General features: G+C 41.4%; 13 protein-coding genes. All 13 read left to right on the top strand.

Translation table 11 applies throughout. The features are described 5' to 3' along the window. A partial coding sequence (uvrC, locus tag G613_RS0117220; RefSeq protein WP_029233758.1) for an excinuclease ABC subunit UvrC occupies window positions 1-1584 on the top strand: 1584 nt, incomplete at its 5' end. A gap of 116 nt (window positions 1585-1700) precedes the next feature. Further along, entirely contained in the window at window positions 1701-3407 is a 1707-nt protein-coding gene (locus tag G613_RS0117225) for a hypothetical protein (RefSeq protein ID WP_029233759.1), read from the top strand. Between the two features lie 134 nt (window positions 3408-3541). Next, complete coding sequence (locus G613_RS0117230) at window positions 3542-3919, top strand: hypothetical protein (protein WP_029233760.1); 378 nt, start codon at window positions 3542-3544, stop codon at window positions 3917-3919. Then, entirely contained in the window at window positions 3916-4614 is a 699-nt protein-coding gene (locus G613_RS0117235) for a hypothetical protein (protein WP_029233761.1), read from the top strand. The genes G613_RS0117230 and G613_RS0117235 overlap by 4 nt, the downstream gene beginning before the upstream one ends. A 74-nt stretch (window positions 4615-4688) precedes the next feature. Beyond that, window positions 4689-6374, top strand: a complete 1686-nt coding sequence (locus G613_RS0117240; protein ID WP_029675062.1) for a vWA domain-containing protein — start codon at window positions 4689-4691, stop codon at window positions 6372-6374. Window positions 6375-6565: 191 nt separating this feature from the next. Then, window positions 6566-7516, top strand: coding sequence for an HPr(Ser) kinase/phosphatase (hprK, locus tag G613_RS0117245; RefSeq protein WP_029233763.1), 951 nt, complete (start codon window positions 6566-6568; stop codon window positions 7514-7516). 21 nt (window positions 7517-7537) lie between these two features. Then, on the top strand, window positions 7538-8476 hold the full coding sequence (locus tag G613_RS0117250) for an ROK family glucokinase (RefSeq protein ID WP_029233764.1): 939 nt from the start codon (window positions 7538-7540) through the stop codon (window positions 8474-8476). Window positions 8477-8496: 20 nt separating this feature from the next. Next, window positions 8497-9408 (top strand): UDP-N-acetylmuramate dehydrogenase, encoded by a 912-nt coding sequence (murB, locus tag G613_RS0117255; protein WP_029233765.1) that lies wholly within the window; start codon window positions 8497-8499, stop codon window positions 9406-9408. Between the two features lie 59 nt (window positions 9409-9467). Further along, window positions 9468-10343 carry an RNase adapter RapZ gene (rapZ, locus tag G613_RS0117260; RefSeq protein ID WP_029233766.1) on the top strand — a complete coding sequence of 292 codons (876 nt, stop codon included), beginning with the start codon at window positions 9468-9470 and terminating at the stop codon, window positions 10341-10343. Between the two features lie 24 nt (window positions 10344-10367). Further along, window positions 10368-11315 carry a DNA-binding protein WhiA gene (whiA, locus tag G613_RS0117265; protein WP_029233767.1) on the top strand — a complete coding sequence of 316 codons (948 nt, stop codon included), beginning with the start codon at window positions 10368-10370 and terminating at the stop codon, window positions 11313-11315. Window positions 11316-11344: 29 nt separating this feature from the next. Then, window positions 11345-11605 (top strand): HPr family phosphocarrier protein, encoded by a 261-nt coding sequence (locus G613_RS0117270; RefSeq protein ID WP_029233768.1) that lies wholly within the window; start codon window positions 11345-11347, stop codon window positions 11603-11605. Between the two features lie 535 nt (window positions 11606-12140). Beyond that, entirely contained in the window at window positions 12141-12377 is a 237-nt protein-coding gene (locus tag G613_RS0117275; RefSeq protein ID WP_029233769.1) for a hypothetical protein, read from the top strand. 31 nt (window positions 12378-12408) lie between these two features. Continuing rightward, window positions 12409-16840: InlB B-repeat-containing protein (locus tag G613_RS0117280; RefSeq protein WP_029675064.1), on the top strand; the 4432-nt coding region annotated here is incomplete at its 3' end.

Consider the following 16840-nt stretch of genomic DNA (forward strand, 5'->3'; position numbering starts at 1 on the left):
GATGACAAGACCTATCCCTACATCAAGGTCACAGTATCTGAGGATTACCCGAGAGTTCTTTTCTCAAGACTTATGAAAAAAGATAAATCCAGATACTTCGGGCCCTTTACCAGCGCGGCAGCAGTTAAGGATACCATTGAACTGATCAACAAATTATATGGGCTTAGAACCTGCAACAGAGTGCTTCCAAGGGATATCGGCCTTGAGAGGCCTTGCCTTAACTATCATATGAAGCAGTGCTGCGGCCCATGTACAGGAGAGGTTACCAAGGAAGAATACAGGCAGCGAATAGATAAGGCATTAGAATTTCTAAATGGTAATTACAACACCATAATTAAAGAGTTGGAACAGAAGATGGAAGCAGCCTCAGAAGAACTTGATTTTGAGCAGGCTGCCAAGTATAGGGATCTTCTTGCCAGCGTCAGGGTGGTTGCTCAGAAACAGAAGATGACAGATTCCTCCATGGAGGACAAGGATATAGTTGCCATTGCGTCAGATGATAAGGATGCAGTGGTTCAGGTATTCTTTGTAAGAGACGGAAGGCTTATCGGCAGAGAGCATTTCTATATGACCCACGTGTCAGAAAATCCCCAGGCAGAGATTCTGCTTAACTTTGTTAAACAGTTTTATGCCGGAACTCCTTTTATCCCAAGAGAGCTTATGCTTCCTGAGCAGATAGAGGACATGGAGATTATAGAAAAGTGGCTATCCCAGAGAAAGGGAAGCCGAGTTTACATCACAGTTCCTGAGAGAGGTCAGAAGGAAAAGCTCATGGAGCTTGCCACTCAGAATGCGGAGCTTGTTCTTTCCAAGGATAAGGAGAGGATTAAGAGAGAAGAAGGCAGAACAATAGGCGCTGTAAAAGAGATTGAGAACCTTCTTGGTATCAAGGGACTTAACCGTATGGAGGCCTACGATATCTCAAACATCAGCGGCTTTGCAAATGTAGGATCCATGGTGGTTTACGAAAAGGGTAAGCCCAAAAAGAGCGACTACAGAAAGTTCCGCATCAAATCTGTTGCGGGGCCTGATGATTATGCCTGCATGCATGAAGTTCTCACAAGGCGTCTCCTTCATGGTATTGAGGAAAGACACGACCTGGAAGTAAGGGATATTGATGCGCAGTACGGCAGCTTTACCAAGTTCCCGGATCTGATTCTCATGGATGGTGGCCGCGGACAGGTCAATATCTGTCTTCAGGTTCTTGATGAGCTTGGAATCCATATTCCTGTTTGTGGAATGGTCAAGGATGATAACCATAGGACCAGAGGACTTTATTTCAACAATGTGGAACTTCCGATAGACACAAGATCAGAGGGATTTAAGCTCATTACCAGAATTCAGGATGAAGCTCACAGATTTGCCATAGAGTATCACAGGTCTCTTCGTTCCAAGGCCCAGGTAAAGAGCTCTCTCGATGATATACCGGGAATCGGACCATCGAGGCGTAAAGCCCTTATGAAAGCCTTTAAATCCATTGAGGATATTAAGAACGCCAGCGTGGAAGAACTGTCACAGGTACCTGAAATTCCTGAGAATGTCGCAAGGCAGATTCATGATTTTTTTCACCAAAAAGATGAGTGATGATAGAGCCTGAAACCCTTAGAATTTGCAACAAGAAATATTCCTTCAGTTGTTTATATGATAAATAAGGAAACAGCTCTTTTTATAGTAATTAGAAATTGGAATTTAGATAGTTAATGGAAAGCAAAAAAACAACTCTCGCACTAATCATTTATATTGTGATAGCTATTGTAGTTATTCTGGGATTATACAAACAAATCGGAGGAGTGCCCGGGATTACAAAAAAAGAAAAACCGGTAATTCCTTTGGACGAGCCTATAGTTGTCGGTGAGTATGAGACCACAATAAGAAAGCTTTTTGAGGCAGCAGATGAAGATTATGCTTGTGCAAAGTACGTCAAGGTAGAGGCAGACTATTCCTATAGCAACCGTGACTCCAGTGAATCAAATAGCGGAACAAGAAAATACTGGGACAACAAAGAGAGCAAGGACGGAATTATCATCTTCGAAAGATACTATAAAGATGTTGACAATATCATAGAGGTCTACTCCGGGGATTTTGAAAAGGAAGTTGATACTAATACAAATAGTGTTTCACTCTCGAGTGAAGATACCAGCAGCAAATTAAAGTTTTGCAGGTATTTCATCACTGAAAATGGGAAGACTAGTGAGTATTTTACTTATGAAGGAGACGAGTCTTTAGAAACACTGATAAATTTCGACAGCGTTATTCCAACAGAGCTTGACAATGTGGATATATCAACTTGTACCCATGGGGATGAAGGTGTGTATTATCTTGATGTTACCCTTTCCGGAAATACAAAGTTCATCGGAATGCCGCTTGTAAAGAACTGCGATGGCAAAAGCGATGTCGAAAAAGCCACATACTCTTTTTGCCTTAACAATAACAAATTAGAGGACATTTATATTACCGGCAGTTATGATACCCATGAAGTAGGTACGGTAGATACCAAACATCGAAGTAGAAACATCATTGTAGACATTGCCTTTACGAAAATATCTTATGATGAAACAGAGTTTCCTGACCTGTCAGAGGTCAGATCCGACAACAAATTGATAGATGACATGCTTATCAGCAAATCAGAATTTGTTGTCAGTGAAGAAATCGGTAATCCTGCAAACTGCGACGATGAATTCATGTTGAAAGCCGAGGAAATGTGGCAGAAACTCTATGAGCTTCCGGAGGATAATAGAAACAGTGTAAAAAATGTTGAGAAGAGCCTTAGTTCCATTGCCAGAGATAATGGATATTACAGTGTGGAAAGTTCCTATGCACTTCAAAAGAATGAACACGGAATTGTGAGATTCACGGTTTATAACAGTGATTACAAAGCTGAAGGACATATACTGGTACCGTTTGTCTGCAGTGAAGATAACATTGATTATGGCACTGCATTCAGCATCTCAATCAATGATAAGGTTGAGATAACACCTGACGGAAGAATTCATTTCCATCATAAGATAGATGGGGATCATAATACGGAATACCTTTATATGCTGGGAGATGATGCACAGCTTGAGCTTATATGTGATGCTTACTACGAGAAGCATGTAGCCAATTTGGCTAGTAGACCGCAGCTTCTGGACAAATTTCCGGAAGAGGACAGAGCTGAGCTAAAGAAAATAGCCAAGAACTATAAATACTCCCATATGTGTGAAGTGAAAAGGTATCATCTATACAGGGAGGATGAGACCTATTATGTTCTATATATAAATAGGGAAGGCGACACAATCGAAGAAATAAAAAAGCTTTGCAGTGTTGAGAATATTGAACTTGTAACCGAGGAAAAATTTGATAATGTTGCAAATTATTATTATCGAAAAGTACCACTCGTTTTATGGGTGAAAAATTCTGGCGAATAATATATAATAACTCACAGATTGTTGAGAGGAAATATTTTTTAATTAGTACAATGTTAAATCCGGAAATCATACTGCTACAAAAGAAAATAGCAGATTATCCAGAGAAAATTGATAGTTTACAAAAGAGATATGCGATGGCAATAGCCCCCAAGGCAAATGAGATTGGTTCGGCAATCAAGGGACTAAACGCATACATGCTTCAGCTCAAGGTATGCAAGAACTCTTTTGCCAAGTTGTATGAGTCAGTCAAGGCAGACAACGACAAGCTGGAGATGCTGATCGACCAGGCTAATGCACAGGGAGAAGATGTGACACAGTCGTTGCAGCTTTCACATGTACAGATCCAGCACGCTCAGGCCACATTAGAGACATATCTTAAGTCCATAGATGCTCAGATGGACGGAGCCTCGGTTGCCAAGGACAAGCTTGGACTTGCTCAGAAGCAGAAAAAGACATTTGACGTAGTTAATCTCTTAGCAATGATAGAAAAGGGAGATGGATATCAATTATGAAGAAAAAAAGTACGCTGCCCGGAATAATAACTCTTGCAGCAGGGGTAGCAATAGCAGCAATTATAGGAGCTAATGGTTCAGAAATTATCATTAATATAGGAATCGGGATTTTCAGAATTCTTTTGATTGCCGGTGTTGCTGTAATCGGAGCGGGAGCTCTTACAACTCTTATTCCGCTTATCAGTAATATCAGAAACGCCAGCGTAGCCAAGAAGAACGCTGAGGCTCAGAAGGCAGCAGAGGAGGAAGAGGCCCGCAAGAGGAAGGAAGACGTCCGTGGCCTTGTTAAACAGCTCATGGAGGAAGAAGTTGACTTCGTTCCTGTTGGAAACATCCTGTTAAAAGAGATGGATGATATGGACGAGTTTGTAGAGAGAAACGACAAGCTCTTCGTATACAACGATATGACCGAGTTCGAGAGCATGAAGGGAATTATTTCCCAGGCTAGAAATGCTCTTTATCACAACTGCCGAGGTGTTGTTAACCTTTATGTGGCTCTTGAGACATCAGGTGAATTCACCACAGAAGCTGACAAGATTATTCAGAGTAATAATGAGCTTCTCAATAATGCCAAGGATTTCCTTTTGGAGCTTGCAAGATACACCAACGAACAGAACGAGGATACCGACGCTGTTACTATGATCCAGGACTACGCCGATGCAATCGGACAGTCTCTGAGACATACATATGACTGATGCACAAGACTATCAGATAATAATTGATAATCATATATTAAAAAATGGAAGTTTTTTGGGGAGGAACTAATATAATGAAGAAAAACAGATTCTTAAAAGGGGTGCTTGCTGCAGTGCTTGCTTTATCACTTACTGCATGTACCAACAACGTAACAAACAACAATACGCTTAACAGCGCACTTAGCTATGACGATGCTGTAGCAGAGCTTAACACATTCTATAGAAAGATCAATCCATCTACAGTCCCTGCAAGACTTGATGTGGACATGTCAGATGCTTCAGTCGCAGATTCACTTGCTGATATCGATACATTCGATATGATGCTTACAGGAAGCGGCAGCATCAATATCGAAATCGCTGCTCCTTCAGAGTTTAGCGGTAAGTCATATCCTGACGAGTGGCTTGTTGCTGTTGGACAGAAGTTCAACAAGGCCGGCTATACAGTAAATGGCAAGAGTGTTTCAGTTTCAATCAGAAAGATTTCATCAGGTGAAACACTTACTTATATCACAGAGGGCGGATACCAGCCTGATCTTTACATCCCATCCAACGACATGTGGGGTGAGATGCTTGTGGCAAACGGAATCAAAGCTACCAAGCTTACTGACAGAGTTGCCGGAAACACAGCAGGAATCCTTATGTCAAAAGAGGTATATGATTCCTATACTGAGAAGTATGGCGAAGTAACTGTGGATGGCGTTCTTAAGGCAGCAATTGCAGGAGATCTGGTATTTGCTTATACAAACCCTTATACATCAGCAACAGGTATGAACATCCTTTGCTCTATGCTCTATGCATTTGATAACACAAATCCACTTTCAAACAATGCGGTTGATCAGCTTATTCAGTATCAGAACAACGCTCCTACAGCAGCTTATACAACATCAATCCTTAAAGAGTCAGCTGCAAAGGGAATTATCGATGCAATGGTAATGGAAGAGCAGACCTATATCAATACACCTGAGCTCAAGAACTATGTTTATACACCTGCAGGTGTTCGTCATGATCACCCTGTATATTCATTCCCTTGGACAGATGAAGAGGAACTTGAAGTAGCTAAGCAGTTTGTAGAGTTTTGTCTATCATCAGAGAGCCAGGAAATGGCTACAGAGAGAGGCTTTAACCTCCACGAGGATTACGTTTCAGAGAACTACGGCATGACAGGTGGCGATTATCTCTCAGCTCAGAAAGTTTGGAAGACCAACAAGAATGGTACACGTCCTACAATCGCAGTATTTGTAACAGATATTTCAGGTTCTATGAATGGCACACGTATCAAGGCCCTCAAGAACTCACTTCTTAATACAATGCAGTACATTGACTCAAGCAGCTATATCGGACTTGTAAGCTACAGTGATAAGGTTTACATCAACCTTCCAATCGCTCAGTTTGATAACAAGCAGAGAGCTTACTTTAGTGGTGCGGTAAAAGACCTTGATGTAGGCGGACAGACTGCCACATACGATGCTGTTCTTGTCGGAATGCAGATGCTTCTTGAAAAGAGCAAGGAAGTTCCGGATGCAAACATGATGCTCTTCGTTCTTTCCGACGGAGCACAGAATGCAGGCTACGAACTTAAAAGAATTACTCCAATAGTTGGTGGACTTGGAATTTCGGTATATACTATAGGTTATGAGATGAGTGAATCTGATAAGGCAGACCTTAAGTCACTTTCAGAAATCAACGAGGCCGTTTGTATCGACGCTGATACAGAAGATATCGTCAACGAACTTCGTAACTTGTTTAACGTAAACATGTGATGATATAGGAATTCAAAGTCATAGGTTGCTGTGCTTGCACAATGCAACATATGACCTTGAAGACCGAACAAGGATGAGGAAAAAAGATATGCGAATGTATATTAGCATATCGATTTCCGAATGCTTGTAGGATTGCGAAAACGAAGTGAAGCAATCCGTAACATCATCACTACATATAAAAGGAGGACACAATGGCAAGCGTAAGTCTTAAAACCATCATAGAGAAAATGAAGCTTGAAAACCTGACTCCGGAGCTTGATATCAAGAAAATCAGGATCAGTCAGCCGGATATCAACAGACCGGCCCTTCAGTTGGCAGGATATTTTGAGCATTTCGAAGCTACAAGACTTCAGGTTATCGGATTCGTAGAATATACTTACATGGAATCTTTTCCTGAGGATGAGAAGGAACAGAAATACAGAGAATTCCTCTCATTCGATATTCCGGGAGTTGTATTCTGCAGAGAGCTTGCCCCAGATCCTCTTTTCATAAAGATCGCCATTGAGGAAAGAGTTCCGGTTCTTATTACCAAGAAATCAACATCTTCATTCATGGCTGAAATCATCAGATGGCTTAATGTTAAGCTTGCACCATGCATTTCAATCCACGGCGTATTGGTTGATATTTATGGTGTCGGCGTTCTCATCACAGGTGAGAGCGGAATTGGTAAGTCAGAGACAGCTATTGAGCTTATCAAGAGAGGACACCGTCTCGTATCCGATGACGTTGTTGAGCTTAGAAGAGTCAGTGAAGAGACACTTATTGGTACAGCACCTGATATTACCAAGCATTTCATTGAGATGAGAGGTGTTGGTATTATTGATGTTAAGACACTTTACGGTGTATCAAGCGTAAGAGAAACACAGACAATCGATCTTGTTATCAAGCTTGAGGACTGGGATAAAGATAAAGAGTATGACAGACTTGGTCTGGAAGAGGAATATACAGAGTACCTTGGCAACAAGATAGTTTGCCACCGTATTCCGATTCGTCCCGGTAGAAACCTTGCTGTTATCTGTGAATCGGCAGCAGTTAACCACAGACAGAAAGCTATGGGCTACAATGCAGCTCAGGAGCTTTACAATAGAGTTCAGAATTCTCTCGCACGCAGACGCAGTGACGACGATGATGACGAGGATTAATTTTTTTAGAGGAGAAAAAAGATGGCTAGATACGTATTCGGCATAGATCTGGGCGGCACAACTGCCAAGATCGGCTTACTTACTGAGGGTGGAGAGAAAGTAGACTTCTGGGAGGTTCCTACCAGAACTGAGAATAATGGTGAATTTATCATGTCTGATTTGGCAGATGCCATCAGAGCCAAGATGAAGGAAAGAGGAATCGAAGATACAGAAGTAATCGGCGCAGGAATCGGTGTTCCCGGAGCCGTTAACGTAGATGGCCTTTGCTATCAGGCAGTTAACCTTGGCTGGGAGAGATATAACGTAGTTAATGAGCTCCACTCCAAGTTAAAGCTTCCTGTTAAGGCCGGTAACGATGCTAATGTTGCAGCACTTGGAGAAGCATGGAAGGGTGGCGGACAGGGCTATCAGAACATGCTCCTTGTAACTCTTGGAACAGGTGTTGGCGGCGGAATCATTAACGAAGGCAAGATTCTTGCAGGATCCAAGGGATCAGGCGGAGAGATCGGACACATCCATCTTGAGGATGAAGAGCCTGATGCATGCGGATGCGGCAACCATGGATGCTTTGAGCAGTATGCCAGCGCAACAGGAGCAGTAAGACTTGCTAAGAGAATCCTAGCTGCTACTGATGAGGACAGTGCTCTTAGACATATCGACAACTTCCAGTGCAAGGATGTATTCGATGAAGCCAAGAAAGGCGACAAAGTGGCTAAGCAGATAGCAGAGAGATATGGTTACTATCTCGGCAAGGGTATTGCTATTACAGCAAGCGTTGTTAACCCTGAGATCATCGTACTTGGCGGTGGTGTATCAAGAGCGGGAGAAGTTTTGTTTGATCTCTTGAAGCCAAGCTTTGAAAAGTATGTATTCCCAGGCTGTAAAGATGTAAAGTTTGCTCTTGCTAAGCTTGGTAACGATGCAGGCGTTTACGGAGCAGCCAAGATGCTACTTTACTAATATATGGGAGTGTTATTCTTTTGAACCAGGATATTATAGAAGTACTAAGACAGATCAATCCTGATCTGGAAATGAATACCAATGAAAAAATGAGCAGGCACACCACGTTTAAAACTGGTGGGCCTGCAAGCTTGTTTATAAGACCTAAGAATCTGGAGCAGCTTAAAAGCACTGTAGCGCTTCTTAGAAAAGCAGAAGTTCCTTATTATGTCCTTGGAAATGGCAGTAATCTGCTTGTTTCTGACAAAGGATATGACGGAGCTATTATTTCTACTGAAAAATTCACCGATATTAGATTAGAGGACGAAACAAAGATCTACGCGGAATCAGGAGCTATGAATTCCAGGATTGCCGCCTTTGCAAGGGATAACTCCCTTACAGGATTTGAGTTTGCGGCAGGAATTCCAGGAACCATAGGCGGTGCAATGATAATGAATGCCGGAGCTTATGGTGGAGAAATGAAGCTTATTACCAAGGAGGTAAGAGCTCTTTCACCTCAGGGAGAAGTCATAAGACTAGATAACGAGGCTCTCAGATTCGGCTATAGGACCAGCTCCCTTAAGGGTAAGGACTTCATTGTTGTGTCAGCTCTTTTGGAACTTACTAAGGGTGACAAGGACGAGATAGCTGCCGGTATGCAGGAACTGGCCCTTAAGAGAAAAGAAAAACAGCCTCTCGAGTATCCAAGTGCAGGATCAACATTTAAGAGACCGGAAGGATATTTTGCCGGAAAACTTATTGAAGATGCAGGCCTTCGCGGCTATACTGTAGGCGGAGCGATGGTTTCAGATAAGCACTGCGGATTTGTTATTAACAAGGGCAATGCAACTTCCAAAGATATTTACAAACTTATCTGCGATGTTCAGAAGAAAGTTTTTGATGACTTTGGAGTTAAATTGGAACCTGAAGTTATATTGTTAGGCAAGTTCTAAATCATAGATTTATCAAATAATTGGCATTACGCGAACGGATGCCAAGAAGGGTCGGGACTATGAGATTTGTAATTGTAACCGGAATGAGCGGTGGAGGCAAATCAACAGCTATTCACATGCTGGAGGATGCAGGCTATTACTGCGTTGATAATTTACCGGTATCTCTAATCGAGAAATTTGCAGAACTGATCACCATGCCTGAAAATGAAATCAGCAAGGTGGTTTTGGGAATAGATGCAAGAGCCGGTCAGGCATTTGAAGAAGTGGCAGGAATGATCGATGCCATGAAGGAAAAGGGAATTCCCACAGAAGTTCTTTTCATGGATTGCAGTGATCAGGTCCTTATAAAAAGATATAAAGAGACCAGACGTGTTCACCCCATGAACGTGAATGACGTTGGAAACAGGATTGAAGTAGGAATTGCAAAAGAGAGAGCAGTTCTTGCTGAGGTCAAGAAAAGAGCAGACTATGTCATCGATTCGTCAAATCTTTTGACAAGAGAACTTAAGGAAGAGCTTGATAGAATCTTTGTTAAAAATGAGAGCTATAACTCTCTGATGGTTACAATCCTTTCCTTTGGATTTAAATATGGAATCCCATCTGATGCAGACCTTGTATTTGATGTAAGATTCCTTCCTAATCCGTATTATATTGATGAGTACAAGCATCAGACAGGTAATGATAAGGGAGTTCAGGACTACGTTAAGAGCTTCCCAGCCTGTGGAGAATTTTTGGATAAGCTCACAGACATGCTGCAGTTCTTGATTCCCGGATATGTCCAGGAGGGCAAGTATCAGCTTGTTGTGGCAATTGGATGTACCGGAGGACAGCACCGAAGCGTAACTATAGCAAATGAGCTCTATGACAGACTCAAGGCTTCCGGAGGCAACTACGGTATCAAGCTCCTGCATAGGGACGTTAAACAGGCCAAATAAATTGGTCTATTGGAGTAACAATATATGTCGTTTTCTCTTGAAGTAAAAGAGGAACTGTCTAAACACATAGGATCTTCCAGGCACTGTCAGCTTGCTGAGATAGCTGCAATCATCGACGGCGCAGGGGTTATAAGAGCCACAGAAGGCACAGATTATGTGCTTTATTTGCAGGATGACAACCAGCTGGTGGTTAGAAAGTTCTTTACATTATTAAAAAAAGCATTTAATATAGGAACTAGCATTTTGGAGGATACCCCCAGTATTAAGGAAAATGGCCGCATTTATCGGCCTGTGATAGCTGATCAGAAGATATTAAACAAGATTCTGGGGGCTATTCGTATGATAGAGTCTGATGGATCCATAAGAGACATCAGCCAGGGTATTAGTCCACAGGTTACAAGGAATTCTTGTTGTAAAAGAGCTTTTTTAAGAGACTCATTCATGTGCTTGGGATCAATAAGCGATCCTAAAAAGAGTTATCACCTTGAATATGTCTGTGATAGTCAGAAGCAGGCAGAAAACCTTAAGGAAATGATAGAGTCTTTTGATATTAAGGCCATGATAGTTCGCAGGAAAAAGTATTTCGTTCTATATGTTAAGGAAGGAGCAGGAATTGTAGATCTTCTTAATATAATGGAAGCTCCTGTCAGCCTTATGAACCTTGAGAACCTCCGAATTGTCAAGGAAATGCGTAACTCCATTAACCGAAGAGTTAATTGCGAGGTCGCAAACATCACCAAAACTGTCAATGCTGCAACCAAGCAGATTGAGGATATCACCTATTTGAGAGACCATTACGGTTTTGAAAATCTTCCTGTATCCTTAAGAGAAATGGCAGAAGTCAGGCTTGAACATCCTGATTCAACACTACTGGAACTGGGGCGGTTCCTTGATCCGGTCGTTGGTAAATCGGGAGTTAATCATAGACTTAGGAAACTAAGTGAACTCGCAGATAAGATAAAGGGAAAGTAAAGTTTTAGGTTAGATTCAGGAGGGGAATTATGATCACAAAATCTATCGAAATCAAGTTGCCTAGAGGACTTGAAGCAAGACCTGTTGCAGAGCTTGTTCAGCTTGCAAGCAAATATGAGAGTACTGTTCATATTGAAGCTCAGTCTAAAAAGGTTAACGCAAAGAGTATCATGGGTATGATGACTCTGACACTTAACTCAGGAGAAACCGTTACTGTTATTGCGGATGGATCTGATGAGGAATCAGCAGTTGCTGATATGGAGAACTTCCTTCAGGGAAGCGCTAAATAATTCCAGAAATAAAAAAAGTCCCTATAAAAGGGAGGATGCCAGGTAAGCTTCCTTACCTGGCATATTATGAAAAAGTTTTTTAAAATTGGTATTGTCTTAACTCATCTGACAATATTATATTAACAAGAGGATATGTCTAAAAGATGATTCTGAGTAACCATTCTTTTAATTTATTGTAAACAAATTATGAACGACGCTGAGATGAAAATCCAGCGTCGTTTTTGTTTGCGGAAATATAGAAATAATATTTCGCAATATTGTAAAAACCCGAAAACGTTATCGTAAATTGTATGAAATACATTTGAATATATGGAATCAAAAAACAGGGCCACTGCTATATGTAGTGGCTCTGTCTGCATTTTATACTTTATTTAGAGAAACTTAATGAAACTTAATTATTAATATGTGTTCATCATGTGAAAATTTGTTTAAAATTGTGAGTATCAATTGTGAAAAAAAGTTCACAATTTAATACAAATATGATGAGTTATATGATTGTCGCTTTTCTATAATCTCATTTATGAGGGTAAACGTAATGAAGAATAAAAGTATTCAAAACGATGACAACCCAACGACTAGCAATGGGAAAGGAACTTTCATAGTGAAAATCGAGTACTGTCAAAATAACACTTGGCAGGGCCGAGTGACCTGGGCTGAAGAGAACAGACGTGTTAACTTCAGAAGTACGCTTGAACTCATGAATCTTATGCATGAGGCTATGGCTAAGGCCGGGTCAGCACAGCAGGAAACTCAGAAACATTCAGCATCATGATTTTTTATTTCTTAACGGAGGGAGATTTTTTATGTTAAAGAAATGGAACAGATCACTTGCAATTCTTCTGGCATTTGCACTGGTTGTTACCACATTTGGCAGCGACTGGGCTTCCACAAGAGCATTTGCCGTTGGAAGCGAAGAAGAGCTGACACTGCTTGAGGACATTGGTGATAATACTGTTGATGCTCAGCAGGATAATCAGGATGGACAGAACCAGGATCAGCAGTCCGAGAATCAGGACCAGCAACCTGAGAATCAGGATCAACAGCCTGAAAACCAGGGACAGCAGTCAGAGACTCCGGCTCAGGAAAATACAGATCCTGAAACAACAGCAGATGATGCCGCAGCGTCAGAAGCTGGTGCAGCAGGGGATGATGCTGCAAATACCGGCGATACAATTAGTGGCGATGCAGCAGCTGCTGATAATACAGGCGCAGCCACAGAGGCTACCACGGTTGAAGCAGCTACAGAAGCTACCACAGCCGAGGCGGCTACAGAGGCTACAACTGCAGAAGAGGCAGCAACAGCAGCTACTTCAGCAGAAGTGAAAGAAAAGCTCGTTACCGTAACCTATAAGTCTACAAAGGGCGGACGCGTTTCTAAATCAAAAGAAACTGTTGATATCAATAAGAAAGATGCCAAGTTTGAAGGCGCAAAAGCTGAGGCTTGGAACGACGAATATACATTTGTAGACTGGACAGACGCTGATGGTAATCAGGTCTGCACAGAGGCAACATTTGTGCCATCAGGTCTTGAAGCAGATGCTGTATTTACAGCTAACTTCATCGCTGAGGAAGATATTGCAGACAAGATGCCCGGAATCGAAGCTAATAATGTGCATAAGGGCGGAATGGTTGTATCTGTAAAGGCTGAAATAGGCGTATTCCCTAAGGGAACAGAAGTAGAGATCAATCCTGTTTCTGATGCACAGGCCCTTGAGACTGCTCAGCAGGTAATGGAAAATGCTACACAGGCTAAGGGCGTCGACATTACTTTCTACTATACTAATGAGGATGGAGTAAGAAGCGAGATCCAGCCTGCAGACGGTAAGTATGTACATGTTGAACTTGCCTTGGATGATGCTATCGAGGGTGAAGAGTTCAGCGTTATTCATGAGCATGATGGTGTTGTTGAGGAAATCAATGCAACCATCTCTACTCAGGATGCCAATTCAGATCCTGCAGATGATACTAAGGAAGCTACAGCTGTAAGCTTTAATTCAACTCAGTTCTCTGTATTCGTTGTAGCAAATAATGGATCAACAGAAGATCAGTCACAGGACCTTCATGCAACTCTTACTTACAATTTCTATACTAAAGAAGGCGATGCTGAGCCTTATAATACCCAGATTGTAGTAGAGGGAGAGACTCTTCACGATCCAGGATATCCACCACTTGAACAAGACGAGGAATTCCTTGGATGGTACTATCAGAAGGATGGACAGAAAACTAAAGTTGAATTTACAACAGTAGGTAACGTTACTTCCGGTGAAGTTATCAATTGTTATGCTGACATTAAGACAACCTATTATGTTACTTTCATTGGATATAAGGGCGAAGTAGTTCAGGTTAAGAAACTCACTGTTACGACAGGACAGAGTACCAAGATTAATTTAGAGAAAGAAACATATACACCGGATGAAGCAGAAGAAGTGTTCAAGGGCTGGACAACTGATAAAGTTAAGCCTAATCCGGATACAAGAACTGTAGTTAAGGAAATTGATGCTTCAAAGGATCATTATGTATATGCTGTTGTTGTAAAGGGATATTGGATCCGTTTTGATGAGAATGATGGCGGATCAGGCGGTGGCGCAAGCTACACCGGCCCTAAGGCTGTATTTGAAGGACAAGCTGCAATTGGATCCAAGCCAAATGATCCTACAAGACCAGGCTATGATTTTGGCGGATGGTATGAAAAGGCAGGCGCAAACCCAGGCGAAGTTGTAGAATCTTCAGCCTTTAATTGGGATGGAACTCTGTCAAAAGACATTACTCTGTATGCTAAGTGGACACCTAAGACAAAAACTAAGTATACAGTAATTATTTGGCAGCAGCAGGCAGAAGAAGAGTCAAAATACGACTATAAGGCAAGCTATTCACTCGAAGGCAAGACAGATACTGTGATTACTGATGATATGCTCAGTGATTATATAGATCATCCTGATAAAGGATTTAAGTATAATGCTTCCAAAAAGACAATTGTTTATGGCGAGGATAATAAGTCTACAACTATTATCAGAGCTAAGGGTGATACTGTAGTAAATCTGTATTTTGACAGAGAGACTTATACTCTTACTTTTAGAAAAAAACAAGGTGGATGGATCACTTCATATAGTGAAGTTACTACTATAACAGCTAGATATGGCGTCAACATATATGGTAATTTTCCAATAAAGGTAGGAAATACAACATATAGAAATGGTTGGGAAGTAGATTCAGATAGCCAAACATACAAAGAAGGCACGTATCTGGATTACATTGTTAATATGCCTCCAGAGAATATTACATTTACATATTATAATGAAGATCCGGATGGTTATGCTACCTTTATATACTATGTTGAAGCCCTTGAAGGGGATACAATTGCAACAAATCATAATGGAATTGGCTTTAAGGTGTTAAGGTCTGTTCCGTTACCATGGCAACGCGGAATGAAATCGACTGAGGCAGAAGAGTTCATGGATATTAAGGGATATTCAAAACTTGACTCTTCACCAGCATATTGGAATGGTACGGCAAACGTTAGCGTTGGCGGAACCATGAAACTCTATTATAAGAGAAACCGTCACTCTATTGACTTTTATGACAACTTCAATGGAATTACAACAAAAGTTACTGATGTTAACAGTAAGTTTGCATCTGTTCCGTTTGAGCAGAACCTTTCAACATATAAGGACATAGCTCCTAAATTAGATGATATAGAGGGCTATACGTTTGCCGGATGGTTCCAGGATAAGAGTGGTAAGGTACCATTTAATTGGAGTAGCACGATGCCTGATTCCCAATTGGTACTGTACGCTTATTACACACCGGTTCAGTATCACGTTCACCTCAATCCTGATGACGGTACTCTTCCAGAAGGACAGAAGGCTGATTTTGACGTAGATTATAAGACAATTCTCAGCAAGACATCACTTGAGAAGACTACAAAAGCCGGTTATGAACTGGTTGGATGGTTTGATGATAAGACAAACTTTGCCTATGGCTATGGAGAAATTGCAGAAGATGTAAACCTCACAGCTAGATGGAGAAGCCCAGGTACTGTTGGTATTACGTACGATGGAAACGGACACGGAAGTGGTGCACCCGAGGACGAATATGAGTACTACAAGAATTCTGCAGTAGTAGTTGCAGGTCCTCCTACGACAATCGAAAAGGGATTCACATTCCTTGGCTGGAAGGTCAATAATTCCGGCACAATGCTGTATCCAAATAATAGTTTTGTTATCGACCCATCAATAATAGTTGGTGGTAAGGTTACTCTTTATGCTCAGTATGAAGAATATGGTAAAGAGGGATCTTCTGAAACTACAACTATTACATACCATGCAAATAACGAAACAGATGCTACATATACTATTCCTGTAGGCGAAGAAGAACTTAAGAAGAATCAAGGTGTAATTGCGCTTTCTGCAGCAGATGCCGGATTCTCATATACAGGTTATAAGTTTATTGGATGGGCTAAGACCCAAGAAGATGCTGCAGCTGGAACAGTATTTGTTAATGCAGGTCAAAAGATTGCAGCTAATAACCTTAATACAACTCTTGTGGATGGTGTGAGAGTTGGTAATGATCTCTATGCCGTTTGGGAAAGAGAAAAAGGAACATATACTGTAAATTATTATAAGGATAGTACCGAGGGAACACTTCTTGATACTAAGACTTATACTGTAGATCTTCCGTATACAGTAGTTATTGAGTCCGGAACAGCTCAGGGTCAGATTGACTGGAAGAAACCGCTTGGATATAAGAGCGGAGTTGTTGATAACAATAACTATGATGTTCAGGCAGACATTAAGGATGAGTCCGGAGCGATTACAAATCCTCAGGTAATCAATATTGTTTATACCAAGCTTAAAATTACTATTACAATCGAGGCTAAGGACGACTCTCGTCCATACACCGGAGAAGATCAGACTCTTACAGGTGTTAAGTCTGTAAGTATCAAGGACGAGGATGGAAATGATGTTGAAGGCCTTACTAAGGATAATATTATCCTTGCAAATGGCGGCGGATCAGTTGATTCAGTAAGCGTAACTGGTAAGAATGTTGGACCATACCCTATGGGACTTACAAACGAGAGCTTTACGCTTAATACAGATGCATTTACAGTTGATAAATGGGTTGTAACCGACGGAACACTTACAATCACCAAGCTTCCTGTAACAGTAACTATTACAGGTACACAGCAGACAGATAAGTATGACGGTAAGGATCATACAGCAGAAGGCTGGGATATCA

The organism is Butyrivibrio sp. VCB2006 (assembly GCF_000420945.1).
Classification (GTDB): domain Bacteria; phylum Bacillota; class Clostridia; order Lachnospirales; family Lachnospiraceae; genus Butyrivibrio.

What these genes read in the sequence shown, in the direction of transcription:
- G613_RS0117225 (WP_029233759.1), top strand. Translation starts at nt 1,701, where the DNA reads ATGGAAAGCAAAAAAACAACTCTCGCACTAATCATTTATATTGTGATA.
- G613_RS0117230 (WP_029233760.1), top strand. Translation starts at nt 3,542, where the DNA reads ATGGCAATAGCCCCCAAGGCAAATGAGATTGGTTCGGCAATCAAGGGA.
- G613_RS0117235 (WP_029233761.1), top strand. Translation starts at nt 3,916, where the DNA reads ATGAAGAAAAAAAGTACGCTGCCCGGAATAATAACTCTTGCAGCAGGG.
- G613_RS0117240 (WP_029675062.1), top strand. Translation starts at nt 4,689, where the DNA reads ATGAAGAAAAACAGATTCTTAAAAGGGGTGCTTGCTGCAGTGCTTGCT.
- hprK (WP_029233763.1), top strand. Translation starts at nt 6,566, where the DNA reads ATGGCAAGCGTAAGTCTTAAAACCATCATAGAGAAAATGAAGCTTGAA.
- G613_RS0117250 (WP_029233764.1), top strand. Translation starts at nt 7,538, where the DNA reads ATGGCTAGATACGTATTCGGCATAGATCTGGGCGGCACAACTGCCAAG.
- rapZ (WP_029233766.1), top strand. Translation starts at nt 9,468, where the DNA reads ATGAGATTTGTAATTGTAACCGGAATGAGCGGTGGAGGCAAATCAACA.
- whiA (WP_029233767.1), top strand. Translation starts at nt 10,368, where the DNA reads ATGTCGTTTTCTCTTGAAGTAAAAGAGGAACTGTCTAAACACATAGGA.
- G613_RS0117270 (WP_029233768.1), top strand. Translation starts at nt 11,345, where the DNA reads ATGATCACAAAATCTATCGAAATCAAGTTGCCTAGAGGACTTGAAGCA.
- G613_RS0117275 (WP_029233769.1), top strand. Translation starts at nt 12,141, where the DNA reads ATGAAGAATAAAAGTATTCAAAACGATGACAACCCAACGACTAGCAAT.